Origin of the sequence: Cupriavidus sp. WKF15 (genome assembly GCF_029278605.1) — a bacterium.
GTDB lineage: Bacteria > Pseudomonadota > Gammaproteobacteria > Burkholderiales > Burkholderiaceae > Cupriavidus.
Genome location: NZ_CP119574.1, coordinates 37,442 through 54,554 on the forward strand (window position 1 = coordinate 37,442; position 17,113 = coordinate 54,554).

Here is a 17,113-nt window from a genome sequence, read left to right on the forward strand (position 1 = left end):
CAGTCTTGTGGCGGCACCTCACGGTTCGGGCATGCTGCGGGAGAAGCCAAATGTATACGAGGATTTTAGTAGCGATCGACGGTAGTCACTGCGGCGGCCGTGGGCTGGATGAGGCCATAGGGCTTGCAGCGGCGAGTGGCACGGAACTGGACATTGTGCACATTGTCGACGGTGGCTACGAGGAGCCAGAAGTACGTGCGAGCCTTGTACGGCAAGGGCACAGGCTTCTGGCAGAGGCACAGGCGCAGGCGCAGGCGGAGTCCAGACATGTGCGCAGCCAGGCAATCCGGATCGACGAGATCCTGACGCTTGGTGATACGGGCAAGCAGATTCAGCAGCTTGCGGAAGACCGCGGCGCCCAGATCATCGTGGCGGGTACGCACGGCCGCACAGGTATCGGGCGGGTATCGACGGGGAGCGTGGCGGAACGTTTGCTGCGCCATGGCAGCGTGCCCGCCTTGCTGATCAAGGCATCCCATCATGTCGGCGCGGCGCCCTGACTCCAGATCCCGCGGACATAGGACTCGGCATCCGAAGGCTAGTATGGCGAATTCGTCCATGGCGTCCGTGCAACCCCAAGGCGGGGAAGGGCGGGAGCCGGTGCTGGATGTGGTGGATCGTGTTTCCGAAATGTGCTTTGGTCTGTTTATGGCCCTGACCTTTGTCGGCGCGGTCTCATCCGCGCGTGCCGGAGCAGATGCCAGCAGCGCAATGCTGCGTGCGGCACTGGGCTGCAACCTAGCCTGGGGGCTGGTTGACGCAGTCATGTACCTCGTCCGCACGCTCGCAGGGAGAGGGCAGCGACTCACGCTTGCCATGGCCGTCAAGCATTCGGTAGATAGTCCAGCCGGCATCCGTCTCATTCGCGACACGCTCCCACGGGTCATGAAGACGCTGGTTCTCGATGCCGAACTGGAGGCCATTCGTGCCAGACTTGTCGCCGCAAGCCAGCCGGGGCGTCCCCGCCTGCATTGGGCCGATCTGCGTGGGGCGGTGCACATCTTCTGCATCGTTGTCCTGAGTACATTTCCAGTCGCACTGCCTTTCGTGCTGCTAAGCGACGTGCCGAAGGCCTTGCTTGTCTCGCGCGCATTGACGCTCGGCATGTTGTTTCTGGGAGGGATGGCGCTAGGACACTACTTAGGATTCGGGGCCACGGCGGCCGGACTCGGAATGACGGCTCTGGGGGGGGTCGCGCTGACCATGGCGATCATCGCGCTTGGGGCTGATGTGCGGCACGATTGCACGTATTCCCGCCGGATTCAGCAGAGAAACCATAGAGGCGTTTCTCAAATGGCCGGCAGCCGCTCACAGTACGAGTCGGGGGCGTGATGGGCCGATTGGGTGACTGTTATCGCGCGTATGTCATTTCCCGCCGAAGCGCGCAGGCAGCCGATCTCCTGTGGAGGTACTACGGTCTTAGGATCACCGACGAGATGCGTTACCGGTTGATGTGCCTCAGCGCTGGGGCCGGAGGGAAACTCGCGCCGCAAGCGCTAGCGATGCTTTACCTCACGGACATGCTGGATGAGTATGATGGCGATCCTCACGCCCCGATCATCCACGCGAGCGTCGACTTTTTGCTGCGTCGCGCCACCGCCGCCAATACCCGGAACCTGCTGCGCGACTCCATCCGCTTTCAGCGCCTGCGGGAGATCGCAATGCGGAAATACGGCTGGGAGCCGTGATGTAGGCAATCATCTCCGGGCAAGGGACTGACGTTGGGAGAACATCGTATCCGCGATGCCCATTGGGAGCAAATCATGGCTACCACCATCAAGGACTATCCCCTGTTGGTCTTCGTCGTGACGTTCTGTCTATTATGGCTGGCAGAAAAGATCGGAGCGATGGCCATCCGCGGTTTGCGCGGCCCGGCCGAAAATACCCGGCAGGACGCGGGTGTCATTCAGGCCGCGGTCCTGACATTGCTCGGGCTACTGATTGGCTTCTGCTTTGCGATGGCGGTCAGTCGCTATGATCAGCGAAAATTCTATGAAGAGGCCGAGGCCAACGCCATTGGTACCGAATATGTCCGCGCGGGATTGCTGCCGGCGGCGGATGCGGAGGCGGTGCGCGGCCTACTTCGCGAGTATCTGCAGCGTCGTCTGGAGTTCTTTACAATCCATGACACCGGCAGACTTCAGCAAATCGACTCCGGCGGCTCTGCACGCCCGTTTATGGTCGGTCGTGGAACGCAATGCCGCAGACCTTCCGGAGCAATTGCTGTCGGCGTAATGGCTGGCGCTATCGCGCTCTTCTTTACGATGTTTGGCGGCTCCCACATGGGCTTGCAGGGTTTCGGCGGTCGGGGCGGCTTCGGTGGTGGGTCTGGACGAAGCGGATTCGGTGGCGGCGGTAGTGGCTTTGGCGGCGGCGGCGCCTCGGGAAGTGGTGTTGGGGAATTTCCAGCGCATGGCGCGACATCTCCTGATGACGCACTGGCGAGTCATGCAGACCTTCCCGCGCGGATCCTTGCTCGCAGTCGAGCAGGCCATCGCGACCAGTGAGTCTACGCATATTGGTCAGCTTCGATTCGCTGTAGAGGGAGCGCTGAGCCTTTCAGCGCTTTAGTAAGGGGCTCACGGCACGTGAGCGTGCCATCGAGGTCTTTTTGCAGCTGCATGTTTGGGATACCGAACACAACAATGGCGTCTTGATCTACCTGTTGCTGGCAGACCGCAGCGTTGAGATTGTTGCTGACCGTAGGATCCGTGCGAGGGTGCAGCAAGGCGAGTGGGATGCCATTTGTCGAGAGATGGAGAACGCCTTTAGCCGGAACGAGTCGCCGCAGGGCGTGCTACGAGGCATAGCGGCCATTGGAGACCTCCTGGCAACACACTTTGCTGCGGGTGTTGGCGGTTCGGACAAATTACTCAACACGCCAGTGATTCTGTAGGCCGCGATAGATGACCAACCTGCTAGACAGCCCAAGATGAAGTCCGGAGCCTTGGGTGAATAGCGCCGGATAGGGGTCTGGCTGTGGGCTGTGCCGCCGTAGCACTCGACGCGACAGTTCTCCCAAGTTCTCGAACGTATCGATTGGCTGTATCCGTCAGCAGAACCCATGTTGACCTCGGGATGCTGCTCCGGCAGGTAATTGGCGTTGTAGGGGCGTCGGAGGAGGAGTGGCAATGGATATGCACAATGCGGCACTGCGGGCCGCAACCGCGAGCGAGATCCGCGATGTCATCGGACCGATGGAGGATGAGGTGGTTGATAGGATCCTGAGCGAAGCGCCTACCACCGCCGAGGTTCTGGAAGCATTCACATGGCTCCGCTCTGACCAGCGACTGCAGCATCGTCCGGGCTTCGAACTGCAAGGCAAGGCTGCCCGTGTTCTGGAGATTCTGGAAAGCGAAGAGCCTGATTGGGGAGACTGAGCAGACTATAGCGCCATCACTCCCTGTGCCGACATGGGCCCGCCCTCCATTCGTCCGGGGTGGCGCTAGGCCAGATCGCGCGGCTCTCGACGGGGCGGTGGTGAATTCCCAATGGAAATGACAATGGGGACCGAAGTCCCCACCGGCTGTCTTCATCTACAAGGCTCCAGCGGCCCCGGCATTGGCCTTAGAAGCTGTTGCGAAATTACCAATAGGGTCTGTGAACTTTTTCGAGCCGGTGTTAACTTCCTGTCTTGTTTTGCCTGACAGGAAGCGATGCCCGGAGAACTGATAGACGACGAACTGTGGTCACTCATCGAACCGTTGCTGCCGGCGAGAGCGCCGCGCAACCGCCGATATGCGGGACGCAAGCCGACGCCGGCATCGCCTGGAACCTTTTACCGCAAGAAATGGGCTGTGGCTCGGGCACCGCATGCTGGCGACGACTGGTTGCCTGGCAGGAGGCTGGCGTCTGGCAACGCATCCACGAGACACTACTGTCCGAATTACGCCGTCGCGGCCAACTCGACATGGCGCGCGCCATAGTCGACAGCTCTTCGGTTCGCGCCATGCTGGCGGAAAAAAAACCGGCCCGAACCCAACGGCCAGGCGCAAGCTCGGCAGCAAGCATCACCTCATCGTCAACTAGTGACGCGTGCGATGGTCGCCCGCATGAAGGCCAGCTCCGTTGTGGTGGACGTGGCGATCGATCAGGGGGGCTGCTTCGAGACCTCGCGCCCCCACCAGCCATACGGATCCGATCTATGTCGTGGACGGGGTGCTGCACTACTGCGTGACCAACATGCCGGCTGCCGTTGCCAGGACGTCCACCTTTGCTCTGAACAACGCCACCATCGGGGTATGCAATGGCGATCGCCGACAAAGGCTGGTCCCGCGCACTCGGCGAGGATCCTTGCCTGCGAGCCGGTCTGAATATCTGTCGCGGTAACGTGACCTATGCGGCAATCGCGCGCGCCCACGGCTTCGCGTATGTGCCAGCGGAACAGTTGCTGGCATGAACCAGGCAGAAGCCGAACTCTGTTTTCCCGAGCTGATGTCGGCACAAGCCCAATTTTTGAACTGGCTCTGGCGGCCCTCGATGCCCATCCGTTTTATCAGCGTCCCGACATGCCGACGGCCGGCCAGGATTCCCTCTAGCCCCAGAAGGCGAGACAGCATGCGCGCCCCAGCGAACGGAGGCTCCAGGTGCAGTTCATCGATTCGGCGCATCAAGCCACACTGCGTCGGCATGCCGAACGTGAGGCGAAGCACATTGATGTATGAGCGCCCCCTGTCTCCAAAATGGCGGCGCTGGAGAGTCCAATGCGCCCGTGAGCAGCGTAGGCGGGATGCTCGTCGCAGCATTCTCACCTCAAGGATGCAAGGACCGGCTTCCTGCAAGCCGGCGAATGCGGCACGTACAGACGAAATGTCGGTCTTTTTGATCCAGCCCAAATCCGGGAGCCGCCCGCCAACTACCTTAGCTGCATGGGTCTTGCCGCCCGGGGCTCCGAGAGGATGACAGGCTTACGCCTTGCGTCCCGCCGAATCGGCGCGCTGGCATGGCCCCGGCAGTTCTGGAGACGAACGTGACCCATCCTATTGTTTCAGCCGAAGCCGCCGTGGAGTTCGTGGACCTTCCCACGCCCCGGACCGAAGGTGGCATGCCGCTCCTTACGGCGCTTCACAACAGGCGCTCCACCAGAAGCTTCGCGCAGCGCCCCCTGGACGACGTGCTGCTGTCCACGCTGTTGTGGGCGGCCTTTGGCATCAGCCGTCCCGATAGCGGCCTGCGGACGGCGCCTTCGACCCTCAACTGGCAGGAGATCGATCTCTATGTCGCCTTGCCGGAGGGGCTCTACGTGCTCGAGCCTGTGGGCTGGCGGCTTCGCCTGGTGACCGGCGAAGACCTGCGGGCAGCCACCGGCTTGCAGGACTACGTGTCGACCGCGCCGCTGAATCTGGTCTATGTCAGCAGGTTGTCAAAGCTCGATGACGCCGATAAGCCGCTGCGCCGGTTCTATACGGCCCTGGATGCCGGTTACATCAGCCAGAACGTCTACCTGTTCTGTGCCGCGTCGGGCCTGGCGACGGTCGCACGAGGCCTGCTGGACCGCCGCGCGCTCGCAAGGGCAATGCGGCTGGATCCCGATCAGCGCGTCATCCTGGCCCAAAGCGTGGGCTTTCCCCCGTAACAGCCGGACAGATAACGCAAGGAGGCTGACATGTCTTTCATCGACAGGCAGGATGCCGCCAGGCAACTGGCGCGCGCGCTAAGCCGACACGCCGGCCAGCACCCGCTGGTGCTGGCCGTGCCGCGTGGCGCGGTGCCGATGGGCGCAGTCATTGCCGACGCCCTCGGGGCCGACCTTGACATCGTGCTGGTACACAAGCTCGGCGCGCCGGGCAATCCCGAGTTTGCCATCGGGGCCGTGGACGAGAGCGGCTGGACCTATCTGACATCTCATGCGGCCATGGCCGGTGCAGACCATGCATACGTCGACCGGGAGCGTGCAGCGCAACTCGAGGAGCTACGCCGCCGCCGCGCCCGCTACACACCGGGCCGCGAGGCAGTCAGCGCGGCAGGACGGCGGGTCATCGTCGTGGACGACGGCCTGGCCACCGGTGCATCGATGATTGCGGCTTTGCATTCTGCCAGAATGCAGAAGCCACTTCACCTGGTATGCGCGGTACCGGTGGCGCCGCCGCAGACGCTGGAGCGCCTGCGGCCGTATGCCGATGAAGTGGTGTGCCTCGAATCGCCACCGTCTTTCCGCGCGGTTGGTGAGTTCTATCGTGAGTTTCCCCAGGTCGATGACGAGCAGGTCGTGGCCGCCCTGAACGGGCGCTGAGTCCGGAATATGCCGAACGCCGCCGACCCCGCTCCCGGCCCTTCCACGGCGCACCCACAGTGGGCAGCCATTCCGGGCATCTTGCTGCTGGCTTACAAGCTGCTGGTCAATGACCGGGCCAAATTTACGGGGCTGCTGGTCGGCATTACCTTCTCCGTGTTCCTGATGATCGAGATGACGTCGCTCTTTGCGGGCGTCCTGAACCGTTCGTCGTCCACGGTATTCAACATAGGCGCCAGCATCTGGGTCATGGATCCGGCCGTCAACACGGTGGCCAACACAATTGGCATGCCTGACTATGTACTGGACGCCGTGCGCAGCATCGACGGCGTACGCTTTGCGGTGCCGCTCTACTCGGGCGGCGCACTGGTGCGCCTGAACAGCGGTGTCTATCAGCCTGTGACCGTGGTCGGGATCGACGACACGAGCCTGTTCGGCCGCCCACGGGTCGTGCGCGGCAGCATCGATGACCTTTTTGCCGAGAATGCCTTTCTGGTTGTCAAGGACGCGGAATACCGAAAGCTGGAAAACCCGGATGTGGGTACGACGTTCGAGATCAATGACCATCGAGGCGTGATCGTTGGGCTTGCAGAGGTATCGAGCAGCGGACTGTTTGGCGTGCCGACGCTCTATACGACATACCGGCGCGCGATTCAGTACCTGCCTACCAGCCGTTACACGATCTCGTACATCCTGGTCGAGCCGAAGACGCCCGCGGACACGCCTCGCATCCAGCAGGCGGTCGGACGGCTTGGCTACACCGCGCTCACCAAGGACCAGTTTGTCGACCGCATTTCCGATTTCTACAAGTACCAGACCGGGCTGGGCACGAATATCCTGCTGATGACCGTCATCAGCTTTATCGTCGGATTGTCGATTTCAGGGCAGACCTTCTATACCTTCATCGTCGAGAACCTCGAGAAGTTCGGTGCGCTCAAGGCCATCGGCGCCAAAGGGCATGAGTTGGTGGCGATGATCCTGTTCCAGGCAACATTCGTGTCGCTGACCGGATATGGCCTTGGCATCGGGCTGTGCACCGTACTGATTGCCCTGGCGCGGCTGCGCATCCCCAATTATGCGGCGCTGATCACGTTCTACAACCTTGCCATGGCGCTGGCGATGGTCATGGTGATCGCGGGCATATCGGGCTACATCGGCGTACGCAAGGTGCTACGTATCGAACCGTTCGACATCTTCCGGGCATGACCATGGCACACGTCGCGATCTCGGCACAAGGTATCGAGAAGTGGTTCGGCGAAGGCGAGGCCAGAACCCACGCGCTACGTGACGTCAGCTTCGACGCCTACTTCGGCGAGATCCTGTTCGTTGTTGGTCCATCAGGCAGCGGCAAGACGACCTTGCTCAGCGTGATCTCCGGCATCCTGAGACCGGATGGGGGGCGCGTGATGATCGATGGCGTCGATGTATGGCGCCTCACTGACGACGAGCTGGCCGCATTCCGGCTGGCCAAGGTGGGCTTCGTGTTTCAGGACTATCACCTGTTTCCCCGCCTCACGACTCTGGAGAATGTCGCCATTCCTCTGGTCCTGCGCCGGCGTGACTGGGATGAAGCGCTGGCCGAAGCCCGCAAATACTTGCGGATTGTCGGCTTGGAAAATCGGGCACAGCTGCCTCCGGTCAAGCTCAGCGGTGGCGAGCAGCAGCGCGTCGCGATCGCGCGGGCTATTGTCAGCCAGCCCGATATCCTCATCCTTGACGAGCCCACCGCGTCGCTGGATGGCGAGACCGGCCGCACCATCATGACGTTCATTCGCAAGGAAATCCTCAATGACAGGCGTTGCATTGTCGTCGTGACGCACGATGCGCGGATTTTCGATATGGCATCTCGCATACTCGACATGGAGGACGGGCGACTCAAGGCCATTGAAGCAGGAACTGCACAATGAAGAAGAACCGCTGGCTCTTCCTGGTGTCCGCACTTGGCGCCCTGGTCGGCGTCGCGGCCGCGGTCTTTTACGCGCAGCAGAAGCCGCCCCTTCCGCCCGTATTCCAGCCGGCGGCCAATCCATATCGAAGTGGCATCTACGCCAACGGCATCGTGGAAAGCGAACAGGACAGCGGGGCCAACGTCAATGTTTACCCGGAGGTGACCGGCACCGTGGCCAGGATCGCCGTCCGGGAAGGTCAGGCCGTCAAGCGCGGCGACGAACTGCTGACCATCGAAGACTCGGTCCAACGCGCGCTCGCGCAGCAGCAGTCCGCGCAGGCGGATGCCGCTGATGCCCAGCTCGCGCAATTGCTGGCCCAGCCGCGCAAGGAAACCTTGGAGGTGGCGCAGGCACAGGTCGACGCCGCAGCCGCGAGCCTCAAGACGGTGGAGGACCAGTACGACAAACTGCACAAGTCGTGGCAGATTGATGCCAGGTCCGTCAGCCAGGACGCCATGGATAACGCCGCCAACGCTGTGGGGGTCGCACGCAGTTCCCTGGTGGTGGCACGTAGGCAACTGGCGCTGACGCGCGCCGGTGCATGGACGTACGACATTCGCAACCAGGAAAAGCAGCGCGATGCGTTGCGCAAGGCAGCCGATGCGGCCGATGCCCTGCTGCGGAAATACGTGGTGCGCGCCCCGATGGACGGGGTGGTGCTGTCGGTCAATACCGCCGTGGGGGCCTATGTATCGCCGCAAGGGACATATGACACCTATACGCAGGGCAATCAGCCCGTTGCCGTCCTGAGCAGCCAGCAGGACTGGCTGGCGGTCCGTGTCTACGTCGACGAGATTCTTGTGCACCGGCTGCAACTCAGCCGTGGCATGCAGGCGCGCATGTTCGTGCGCGGCACTGACACCAGCATCACGCTGGAATTTGTCCGACTACAGCCATACCTGACCCCGAAGATCCAGCTCTCGGACCAGAGAACGGAGCGCGTTGATGTCCGCGTGCTGCCGGTGATCTTTCGCTTCAGGAGACCTTCGCAGCCAGCGATTTACCCGGGGCAACTGGTGGATGTGTATCTGGGCGGGGCACCGTGAGCTGGCAGCTCCACTACCGCAAGCCGCTTGCGGCGATGCTGGCGACCGCGCTTTGGGGTTGTGCGGTCGGGCCCGATTTCGTGTCACCGCCGGCGCCGGCGGTGACCGACTATGTGCGAAGCGGGGACGCCGCCGACACGCCGGCGGGCGAGGGACAGATCCAGCACTTTGCGTCCGGTGCGCCCGTGCCGGCGCACTGGTGGCACATGTTTGGCAGCGATGAGCTGGATCGCGCCCTGGAAGTGGCGTTGGCCGGGAATCCGAGCCTGCAGGTCGCCGAAGCCAACCTGCGGCAGGCCGACGCGGCCGCCCGTGCCGGCGCAGGCGTGTTCTATCCGCAGGTCGCGGTGCAGGCACAGGCGTCACGGCAGACCACGACGCCCGCGAGGCTCGGGAGCGTAGTCGCTCCCGGCATTTTCAATGTCTTCACGCTGGGGGCCACGGTCAGCTACGCGCTGGAGTTGTTCGGCGGCAACCGCAGGGCGGTGGAGGCCCTGTCGGCACGGGCGGAGGCGCAACGCTACGCGGTCGGCGCGGCCTGGCTCACGTTGACCGGGACGCTCGTCAACACCGCAATTGCTCGGGCCGGCTATGCGACGCAGATTGCCGCCACGGAGGCGTTGGTGAAGGTGGTGCGCGAGCAAGTGGAAGTCACGCGCGCGCAAGTCAGCGCCGGTACGGCAACCCACGCCAGCGAACTGAGCCTGCTGAGCCAGCTCGGTTCACTGGAGGCGACACTACCCCCGCTCGAACAGCGGCTGGACCAGGCCGATCATCTCGAGGCGACGCTGGGTGGACGCTTCCCTTCGGAGTCGGAGCCACTGGCCCTGTCCCTCGAATCGCTCGCATTGCCGACGGACCTGCCACGCGTGTTGCCCTCCGAACTGGTACGGCGCAGGCCGGATGTGCTTGCCGCGCAGGCTGAACTGCATGTCGCGGCGGCGAACGTCGGCGTAGCCACTGCTGCCATGCTCCCGAGCATTGCGTTGAGCGCCACCTACGGGCGCGAGGGAACGCAGCCCGGAGCCCTGTTCGCCGCGGGCGGCGGCATCTGGGGCATGGCCGCCGCCGCCTTTGCGCCAGTATTCCAGGGCGGCACTCTGTACTACGGACGGCGCGCCGCTCTGGCGCAATTCGAGGCGGCGCAGGCCAACTACCGGCAGGTTGTGCTGGCGGCCTTTGCCCAGGTGGCCGATGCGCTGCGGGCCCTGGAGCATGACGCGCTCACAGTGGATGCGCAGGATCGCGCGCGGCAGGCCGCGCTCCAGCTCATGTCCGAAGTCCAGGCCAATTACAGGGCCGGCACGACGGGATATCTTCAGGTTCTCGTTGCCAATGCCCAGTACCAGCAGGCAAGCATCGGCTACATACAGGCGCGCGCGCAGCGGCTGCAGGACACAGTGGCACTGTTCCTTGCGCTTGGCGGCGCCTGGCAAGACCAGCCCCCGCTCCCTTGACGCATATCAACGGGCTGTCGGGACTTACCGCATACGCTGGGTCAAGGCGAGCTGTGTGAAGAAGCGTGAGGGCGAGCATGAATTGCCACGCGCGGCTTACCCGGACATGCGCCGGCTGGCGAAAAGCTCTGCGCTCTGCTGCACATCGACGAAATGAGGACGCAAATGAAAGGCGATATCCAACTGAAGCAGGACGTAACCGAAGAACTGACCTGGGACCCGTCAGTCAATGCGAGCGAGATCGGAGTGCAAGTGGTTGACGGCGTGGTGACTCTTACCGGGCATCTGCAGAATTTTGCCGAGAAGTATGCGGCCGAAGCCGCGGTGAAGCGGATTCCCGGCGTCAAGGCGTTGGCTGTCGAACTGGATGTGCGCCTGCCGGACGACTCACAGCGCACCGACAGCGATATTGCGCGGGCTGCCTCCAATGTCCTGTCCTGGCAAACTATGGTGCCGAGTGGCCGCATCAAGATCATGGTCGAGCATGGCGTGATTACGCTGACCGGGGACGTCGACTGGAACTACCAGCGCGTGGCCGCGGAGCACGCTGTTGCCGGACTCTTCGGGGTGGCTAGCGTCACGAATGCAATTGCCGTGCGCCCGCTGGTCAACCAGGCCGACCTGAGCCAGCGGATCAAAGATGCCATCGAGCGGCAGGCGGTGCTGGATGCCAGCCACGTAACGGTGGCCGTATCGGAAGGGAACGTCAAGCTGGGTGGCAGCCTGCGGACCTGGTCCGAGCGGGAAGCGGCATACAACGCTGCGTGGTCGGCGCCCGGTGTGATTTCGGTCGAAAACAACATCAGCGTCAATCTTTGAGCACCGGCGCGCGACGCCTTTCCCCACGGGCGCATGCGCAGCGCGTCGGCGGCACGCGCCAGGTCGATGAACGCTCGGGTCACGCTCACCGGACAGGCGCAGCAAGGACCTGTATCGGCGGCGCCGTCCAGGTGTGGCGGATGATTGGCCGCGGGTCCAGGCCGGCCACAAAGGCAGCCTCCGCGGAGTAGCCGCAAGTGACTCAGTATTCCTCGCCGAACATCCCCGCCCCTCGCGCTGCTCCCTCGGCTGACGGGTAAGGAGCGCGCTCCAGGGCAATCATGCAGTCGGTGGTGAGCAGCAGCGATGCAATGGAAATGGCGTTCTGTAGCGCGGTGCGTACGACCTTGACCGGGTCGATCACACCCAGCTCGAGCATGCCGCCATAGCGCTCGCCGCCGGCATCATAGCCGAGCGTTCCCGAGCCCTCGCACACGCGGTGGACCACCCCATCGGCGTCAGCGCCGGCATTGGCGACGATCTGCCGCATCGGCGCTGCCAGCGCGGCGTGGACAATGCGCGCACCAGCAGCCGGCTCCGGATTTGGTGCCTGCCACGCCTGCAGCGCGGTACGGGCACGTATCAGCGCCACGCCTCCGAAAGTTATGTCCGAACGCGTTCCACCCAAGTTCCGTTCGTCAACTGCAACGGCGCCTTCTGTTTACCGACCTACTTCAATCCGAGCAGTTCATATACTTCCAACGGCTTCTGCCGACCTTTCACCTGAATGACGGTCACCGGACGCACGATGACCTGATTCTGCACGCGGGCGTAGACGGCGGCACTGATCAGGATTTGGTCGATCCCGGCATGTTCCTGGATGCGCTTGGCGATGTTCACATCGTCGCCGATCGCAGTGTATTCCATGCGCTGCTCGCCACCGACCAGCCCCAGCACTGCCTCGCCGACGTGCAGGCCGATCCCGACGGAGAGGTGAAACAACGGGGAGATCTGTTGGTACAGGGCCTGGATGGCCACGCGGATACCGAGTGCAGCGCGAAGTGCGCGCATTACGTGGTCGGGCTGGGGGAAAGGGGCATTGAACCAAGCCATCACCGCATCGCCCAGGAACTTGTCGATCGTCCCTTCCTGCGCCAGTACGGCGTCCGTCATCACGCCGAGATAGCGGTTGAGCAAGCCGAACAGATCGTCCGGATTCAGTTGCTCGCTGATGCTGGTGAAGCCGTGGATATCGGCGAACAGGGTGGTGATCTCGGTGCGCTTGCCCGCCGGCTGCAAATGCTCGGTATCGATCTGCGCCAAGATCGCCGGCGATACCATGCATTTCAGCAATTGCTGCTGGGCTTCCATCAGCCGCTTTTCCGTCACGTCGTCCAGCACGATCGCGATGCCCTGTGGCTGCTGCAAGCCTTTGAGCGTGGAGAGGTTGAAGCGCAGATAGACAGTACCGCGCCCGGTGACGGTGGGAGCGAGTTCAAGGCCGACTACCGCCTTGTCGGTGCGAGCGGTGCTCAGTACGTGCGACAGCAGGGTCGTCCCCAACGGAGGCTGGAGTTCAACGATATTGCGTCCGACCAGTTCTTCGGCATCCCGATACCCCAGGATGTGCAAGGCGGCCAGGTTACACAGCATGATTTTGCCTTGCAGATCAGTGGTGATCACTCCGCTTACGATGGAGGCGAACACATTGTCGAGCAGATCCTTCAATTCGGTGGTCTCGGTCAACGCGTGGCGCAATTGAGCCTGGTGTTCCTGCAGCCGCTCGGCCATCCGGTCGAAGGAGCAGGCCAACTGGCTCAATTCCCCGTGCCCCGGCAACAGCCCGGCGCGCGCTTGAAGATCGCCTTTCTCCAGCCGTTCGGTGGCCGCGAGCAGGGCGCGTGCCGGACGCAGGATAAATACTGCGCCAAACCACCAGGCCGTGGCCAGAGCGAGCAAGGCGACTGCGCTGAAGAACAGCAGGCGGTAGGCGAAGGCGCGGTTGACCTGTGCGAACGCCACCGAGGTGGGGATGCCGACCGCAAGGTACCCCTGCGTGGTGATGACCACCCCGCGTGTGCTGCGCAGCGGCGCGAACGCGAACAGGCTGGTGACGCCTTCCAGGTTGGGGAGCTCAACCGTGCCTTCCTCCTGGTGGGAGAGAATGGTTTCGACCAGCGCGTTACCCTTTGCGGCAACCCCCATCCAGCGTCGCCAATCCGGATGCTCGAAGAGCACGGTGCCGTGGCGGTCGAGCAAAATGAGCACGGCATCGGGCGGCAGACGCGCCTCAACAGCCAACTGATCGAGCCACCTCAGATCGAGTGCGGCGAATACCACCCCTTTGGGGGAGCCGGTCTCATCGAGGATCGGATAGCCGAAGTTCACACTAGCTTTGCGGCTAGTACGGCTGATCTGGTAATCCCCGATCGCCAGGCCTTTGTACTGCAGCGCACGCTGGAAATAGCCGCGGTCGGCGACATTCACCGGTTCGGCCAGGCGCAGTCCGCTGCAGTACACATTGCCTTCCAGGTCCGCAGCGGCCAGATTGGCATAGAAGGGGTACTGCTTAAGGAAATTACCAAACAGAGTACTGCAGGCCGCCTCGGAGCGATCGTGCACCACCGGAATTTGGGCCAGCGCGATTAGCAATTGTCGTGACCCCTCGATGAGTCGCTCGTGCTGGCTGATCGTCAGGCGGAGGAGGCGTATGGTACCGTCCTGGACGCGCTGCTCCGCAGCACGCCGCTCCTCAAGGTTCGTGGTAAGAATCAGCAGGAGCATCGGCAGAATGGCAAGCAGCACCAACAGCAGCATCCGCACCCGCAGGCTACCGGTTTTACCGCTAACGGCAGCCCATCGGCGGAAGAGCCTTTTGAGGCGAGGGGCAGACATGCGGTCATTCCCTCCGCAGTACTCGCCCGAGAGCGCTGAATGACGCGCCTTGGCCTTCCAGGGCCTGACCCCGTAGGATCGGCTGGGTGGCGCTGACATTCGGCATTCCTCGCTCCGCTCATAGGAAGGTGTCTGTGATGTCTATCTTAGAGCGTTGCCCCGGCGCGTCGAAGTTTGCCGTCAGCCAGGCATCGGGAGGGCACTGTCAACTTGGCGCAATGGAAACTGGCCAGTGGCCGACATGCCCACTGCTCAGAAAGGAGACCGCGCGAAATCGGGGCAACGACGACGTTCGCCGCAGGGAGACTAATGAGCCACCTGCAATGCGCGCATGGCTTCCGATCCTGGGTCCGCGACTTCCGTCCAGCAACGCCGAATGGCTCTGCGCGGCTTGAGCCCGCTGGTCTGGCGGCGTGTGCTCATTCCTGAGCACGTCACGCTGGCTCAGCTCCACGAGGTCATCCAGGCAGCTATAGGCTGCACGATCCGCGTAGTCGTGGCTGACTGTCGAGCCCATGTCCATGCCGATGTCCAGCGTTTCGGCCGCCGGGAAGCGCGCCGGGACGACAGCGTCGAGCATTTGCTGGCCGACTGGCTGGTCATTCAGGTAAGGCGTAGCCGGACCGCCGGTAAGCCTCTTCAGGAACTTGAGCGGCTACTGCCCAGACCAGTGCGCCTTCGCGTCGCTGCCGGCCTCCTGGTCCAACTGTGCGGCGGCCTTGGCCACCCCCAATGGCAAGTTGGCCAATCTACTGCCTTCGATCTGCAAGGAAGGATTGCACCCGCTATATCCGGCCATTCTTGCATCACTTCCCGCCAGTACCCTCGGAACAAGCCGGCCTATCGTGTGGAGAAGCATCCTCGGACTGACGGCAACAACGACACTCCTACGCCACGACTCGCGAGGAGCGTTGTCTATCGCGTCAGGCGCTGGCGACAGCGTTTCCCGTCCTGAGTCATCCATCGCTTGCCGGTTGCAACCTCGTCGTTGAACACCAGGCGGACGACCAGATCGTCTACACGCTGCTATGCCGGGGAAACGGCGGCAAGATTTCCGAGACCACGGGCAGCGCGCTGTGGCACCTGAACGCCGCCGGGAGCAATGGACTTCTGATGGTCAAGCTGGGGGGAAGAACATGACGTTCTCTCAGCATGTCACGGCCCGATACCTGGGCAACGGCATGCCCGCACCGCATTGAGCGCCAGCGCGGGCTGCACAGCAACGCCGTTTTGCACGCCTTTCAACACGCCGCCTGACTCGCCCCCCTCCCGTGGCCGAGAGGCCGACGCGACACTGCAAATGGCCGGCGTGACGCGCGCCGATATCGGATCACGCCGATGGTGAAGTGGTCGTAGATCTGCACCACGTTCCTCGTGAAGCTCGCCACTTTGAGCCGATGCCCGGGATCGACCCGTTTGCGCCGTTCGTGTTTACGCCGCCTCAATGGCGACTAACCGGGTCCAACGGTCATCCGCGCACACATTCGCTCCGGCAGTTGGTCGGCCGAACCGGCCGCTCCAACTTTCCCAGGTGCAGCCGGTCGACGAAGTCCGTTTCCATATATCGCGAGTGGGTAGTCTCGCCCCCTAGCCGCCAGTGCGCGGTCTCATCCACAGATGTTCCCCTCGCTTCAGGCGACCAGCCACGATGGACATGCTCGCATGGAAGCCCCATGCAGCCGGGCTACGCCGAACTTGATGGGGCATCTGGTTGCCATGATCAGGATCTTCGTTGATCAACGAGCTTATGAGGCCATGATCGGCGCGAGCGCGGCGCCGATTCGCGCCCCTTGGACTGGCGTGATCATCCCGTTCAGCAATGCGTCGAAACGTGGAATTTGCACGCCCGACACGATGTACTGCCAGCGATACGCGGCAAGAACAGTGGCATTTACGGCTTCGGCCTCAAGCGCCGTCATTGGTCGACGACAGATTTCGACGAAGTAGCGCGTGTCGGCTGCAGATTGGTCCTGCAGGATTCCGTCGATGGCGCCTACCAGTGCGATCACATCCTCCACGGCCGCATCGCGTGCCTGGGCTATAAGCTTTGCGTTCTCGCGCACCCATTCCAGCTCGTCCAGGATCGCGTGCTGCGACTCCTCCTTCCAGTGAAACAGGAACACGTCCTTGAACACCGGGCAAAGGTCGTTGTCCGGCGCGATGCTGGCCCGGTAGTGCTCCTGAGTGAATAGCTCGATGAGGCAGGTCAGCGCCAGCACCGACCAGGTCGACTTGCTCAGTACGACCGACGCGACGTCGTTCGGTCGCGGCAGGAACGTATACCCCGCCGGCATCCCGGCGCCGATTAGAATTTCCATTCGCCGAAACAACTCTTGGTGCTTCAGCTCTTCGTCGGTGAAGCGAACCAGCGCCTCGAGCGCAGTCTGGTCGCCGAGCCAGTGGTCGTGGCTCACCTCGAGGATCTTGGCGCCTATGAAGCGCTCGACCAGACCGAAGATATTGACGTACGAGCGTCCCTGGATTTGCGACAACAGGCGGCGCTCGTCGGAGCCGAGGAACGGCAACCGGTCAACGAATGACAAGCCGTCAGGCAGGAATTTCTTTGTAAAGTCGAGTTCGCGATGGCGAATGACGTCGCGATTGATGTCCCACCGGATGCGCTTGGAGACCTCGATGCACTTGGCGTAATGGGCGGAACTGAAGTGGGGTTGCAAGATGGATTGCGCAACGGGCATGGACGTTCTCCGTGAGGGTTGGGTGAGTACGGCTGCGGCATCGCCGAATCCGTCGGCGGCAGGGGCGTGGCTAATGTCT

16 protein-coding genes and 4 pseudogenes are annotated in these 17,113 nt (G+C 62.7%); 15 read left to right on the forward strand and 5 right to left on the reverse strand.

All coding sequences use genetic code 11. The features are described 5' to 3' along the window. Positions 1-50 precede the first annotated feature (50 nt). From CupriaWKF_RS30045 to CupriaWKF_RS30080, 8 genes and pseudogenes are all read left to right on the forward strand, one after another. Entirely contained in the window at positions 51-500 is a 450-nt protein-coding gene (locus CupriaWKF_RS30045) for a universal stress protein (RefSeq protein WP_276103734.1), read from the forward strand. 58 nt (positions 501-558) lie between these two features. Then, positions 559-1,332: a hypothetical protein gene (locus CupriaWKF_RS30050; protein ID WP_276103735.1), complete on the forward strand. Its 774-nt coding sequence runs from the start codon at positions 559-561 to the stop codon at positions 1,330-1,332. Continuing rightward, positions 1,329-1,688: a hypothetical protein gene (locus CupriaWKF_RS30055; protein WP_276103737.1), complete on the forward strand. Its 360-nt coding sequence runs from the start codon at positions 1,329-1,331 to the stop codon at positions 1,686-1,688. The genes CupriaWKF_RS30050 and CupriaWKF_RS30055 overlap by 4 nt, the downstream gene beginning before the upstream one ends. Before the next feature lie 75 nt (positions 1,689-1,763). After that, complete coding sequence (locus CupriaWKF_RS30060; protein WP_276103738.1) at positions 1,764-2,507, forward strand: hypothetical protein; 744 nt, start codon at positions 1,764-1,766, stop codon at positions 2,505-2,507. Further along, a pseudogene (locus tag CupriaWKF_RS30065) lies at positions 2,413-2,896 on the forward strand (TPM domain-containing protein). The gene CupriaWKF_RS30060 and the pseudogene CupriaWKF_RS30065 overlap by 95 nt, the downstream one beginning before the upstream one ends. Positions 2,897-3,131: 235 nt before the next feature. Further along, complete coding sequence (locus CupriaWKF_RS30070; RefSeq protein WP_276103739.1) at positions 3,132-3,380, forward strand: hypothetical protein; 249 nt, start codon at positions 3,132-3,134, stop codon at positions 3,378-3,380. Between the two features lie 276 nt (positions 3,381-3,656). After that, positions 3,657-4,026, forward strand: a pseudogene (locus CupriaWKF_RS30075) (IS5/IS1182 family transposase); the annotation flags it as partial. Next, positions 4,008-4,399 (forward strand): annotated as a pseudogene (locus CupriaWKF_RS30080) (alanine dehydrogenase); the annotation flags it as partial. The pseudogenes CupriaWKF_RS30075 and CupriaWKF_RS30080, both read left to right, overlap by 19 nt. Positions 4,400-4,475: 76 nt before the next feature. Here CupriaWKF_RS30080 and CupriaWKF_RS30085 read toward each other — a convergent pair. After that, positions 4,476-4,613 (reverse strand): annotated as a pseudogene (locus CupriaWKF_RS30085) (IS3 family transposase); the annotation flags it as partial. A gap of 356 nt (positions 4,614-4,969) precedes the next feature. Between CupriaWKF_RS30085 and CupriaWKF_RS30090 the strand changes: the two are divergent. From CupriaWKF_RS30090 to CupriaWKF_RS30120, 7 genes are all read left to right on the forward strand, one after another. After that, entirely contained in the window at positions 4,970-5,575 is a 606-nt protein-coding gene (locus CupriaWKF_RS30090) for a SagB/ThcOx family dehydrogenase (RefSeq protein WP_276103740.1), read from the forward strand. Between the two features lie 30 nt (positions 5,576-5,605). Beyond that, complete coding sequence (locus CupriaWKF_RS30095) at positions 5,606-6,232, forward strand: phosphoribosyltransferase family protein (RefSeq protein WP_276103741.1); 627 nt, start codon at positions 5,606-5,608, stop codon at positions 6,230-6,232. 69 nt (positions 6,233-6,301) lie between these two features. Continuing rightward, a complete protein-coding gene (locus CupriaWKF_RS30100; RefSeq protein ID WP_276104120.1) occupies positions 6,302-7,438 on the forward strand; it encodes an ABC transporter permease in 1,137 nt (378 codons plus the stop codon). Continuing rightward, positions 7,435-8,139, forward strand: coding sequence for an ABC transporter ATP-binding protein (locus tag CupriaWKF_RS30105; protein WP_276103742.1), 705 nt, complete (start codon positions 7,435-7,437; stop codon positions 8,137-8,139). Before CupriaWKF_RS30100 ends, CupriaWKF_RS30105 begins: the two co-directional genes overlap by 4 nt. Further along, positions 8,136-9,227 carry an HlyD family efflux transporter periplasmic adaptor subunit gene (locus CupriaWKF_RS30110; protein WP_276103743.1) on the forward strand — a complete coding sequence of 364 codons (1,092 nt, stop codon included), beginning with the start codon at positions 8,136-8,138 and terminating at the stop codon, positions 9,225-9,227. The genes CupriaWKF_RS30105 and CupriaWKF_RS30110 overlap by 4 nt, the downstream gene beginning before the upstream one ends. Further along, the gene (locus CupriaWKF_RS30115) at positions 9,224-10,684 is read left to right on the forward strand and encodes an efflux transporter outer membrane subunit (RefSeq protein ID WP_276103744.1); all 1,461 of its coding nucleotides are present in this window, start codon (positions 9,224-9,226) and stop codon (positions 10,682-10,684) included. Before CupriaWKF_RS30110 ends, CupriaWKF_RS30115 begins: the two co-directional genes overlap by 4 nt. A 165-nt stretch (positions 10,685-10,849) precedes the next feature. Continuing rightward, entirely contained in the window at positions 10,850-11,503 is a 654-nt protein-coding gene (locus tag CupriaWKF_RS30120; RefSeq protein WP_276103746.1) for a BON domain-containing protein, read from the forward strand. 202 nt (positions 11,504-11,705) lie between these two features. Here CupriaWKF_RS30120 and CupriaWKF_RS30125 read toward each other — a convergent pair whose 3' ends face one another. The 4 genes from CupriaWKF_RS30125 to CupriaWKF_RS30140 form a co-directional block, all read right to left on the reverse strand. After that, the gene (locus CupriaWKF_RS30125) at positions 11,706-12,095 is read right to left on the reverse strand and encodes a TCP-1/cpn60 chaperonin family protein (protein WP_276103747.1); all 390 of its coding nucleotides are present in this window, start codon (positions 12,093-12,095) and stop codon (positions 11,706-11,708) included. Between the two features lie 77 nt (positions 12,096-12,172). Then, positions 12,173-14,338 carry an adenylate/guanylate cyclase domain-containing protein gene (locus tag CupriaWKF_RS30130; protein ID WP_276103748.1) on the reverse strand — a complete coding sequence of 722 codons (2,166 nt, stop codon included), beginning with the start codon at positions 14,336-14,338 and terminating at the stop codon, positions 12,173-12,175. 205 nt (positions 14,339-14,543) lie between these two features. Beyond that, on the reverse strand, positions 14,544-14,918 hold the full coding sequence (locus CupriaWKF_RS30135; protein ID WP_276103749.1) for a hypothetical protein: 375 nt from the start codon (positions 14,916-14,918) through the stop codon (positions 14,544-14,546). A 1,165-nt stretch (positions 14,919-16,083) separates the two neighbouring features. Beyond that, positions 16,084-17,034, reverse strand: a complete 951-nt coding sequence (locus CupriaWKF_RS30140) for a hypothetical protein (protein ID WP_276104121.1) — start codon at positions 17,032-17,034, stop codon at positions 16,084-16,086. Positions 17,035-17,113 lie beyond the last annotated feature (79 nt).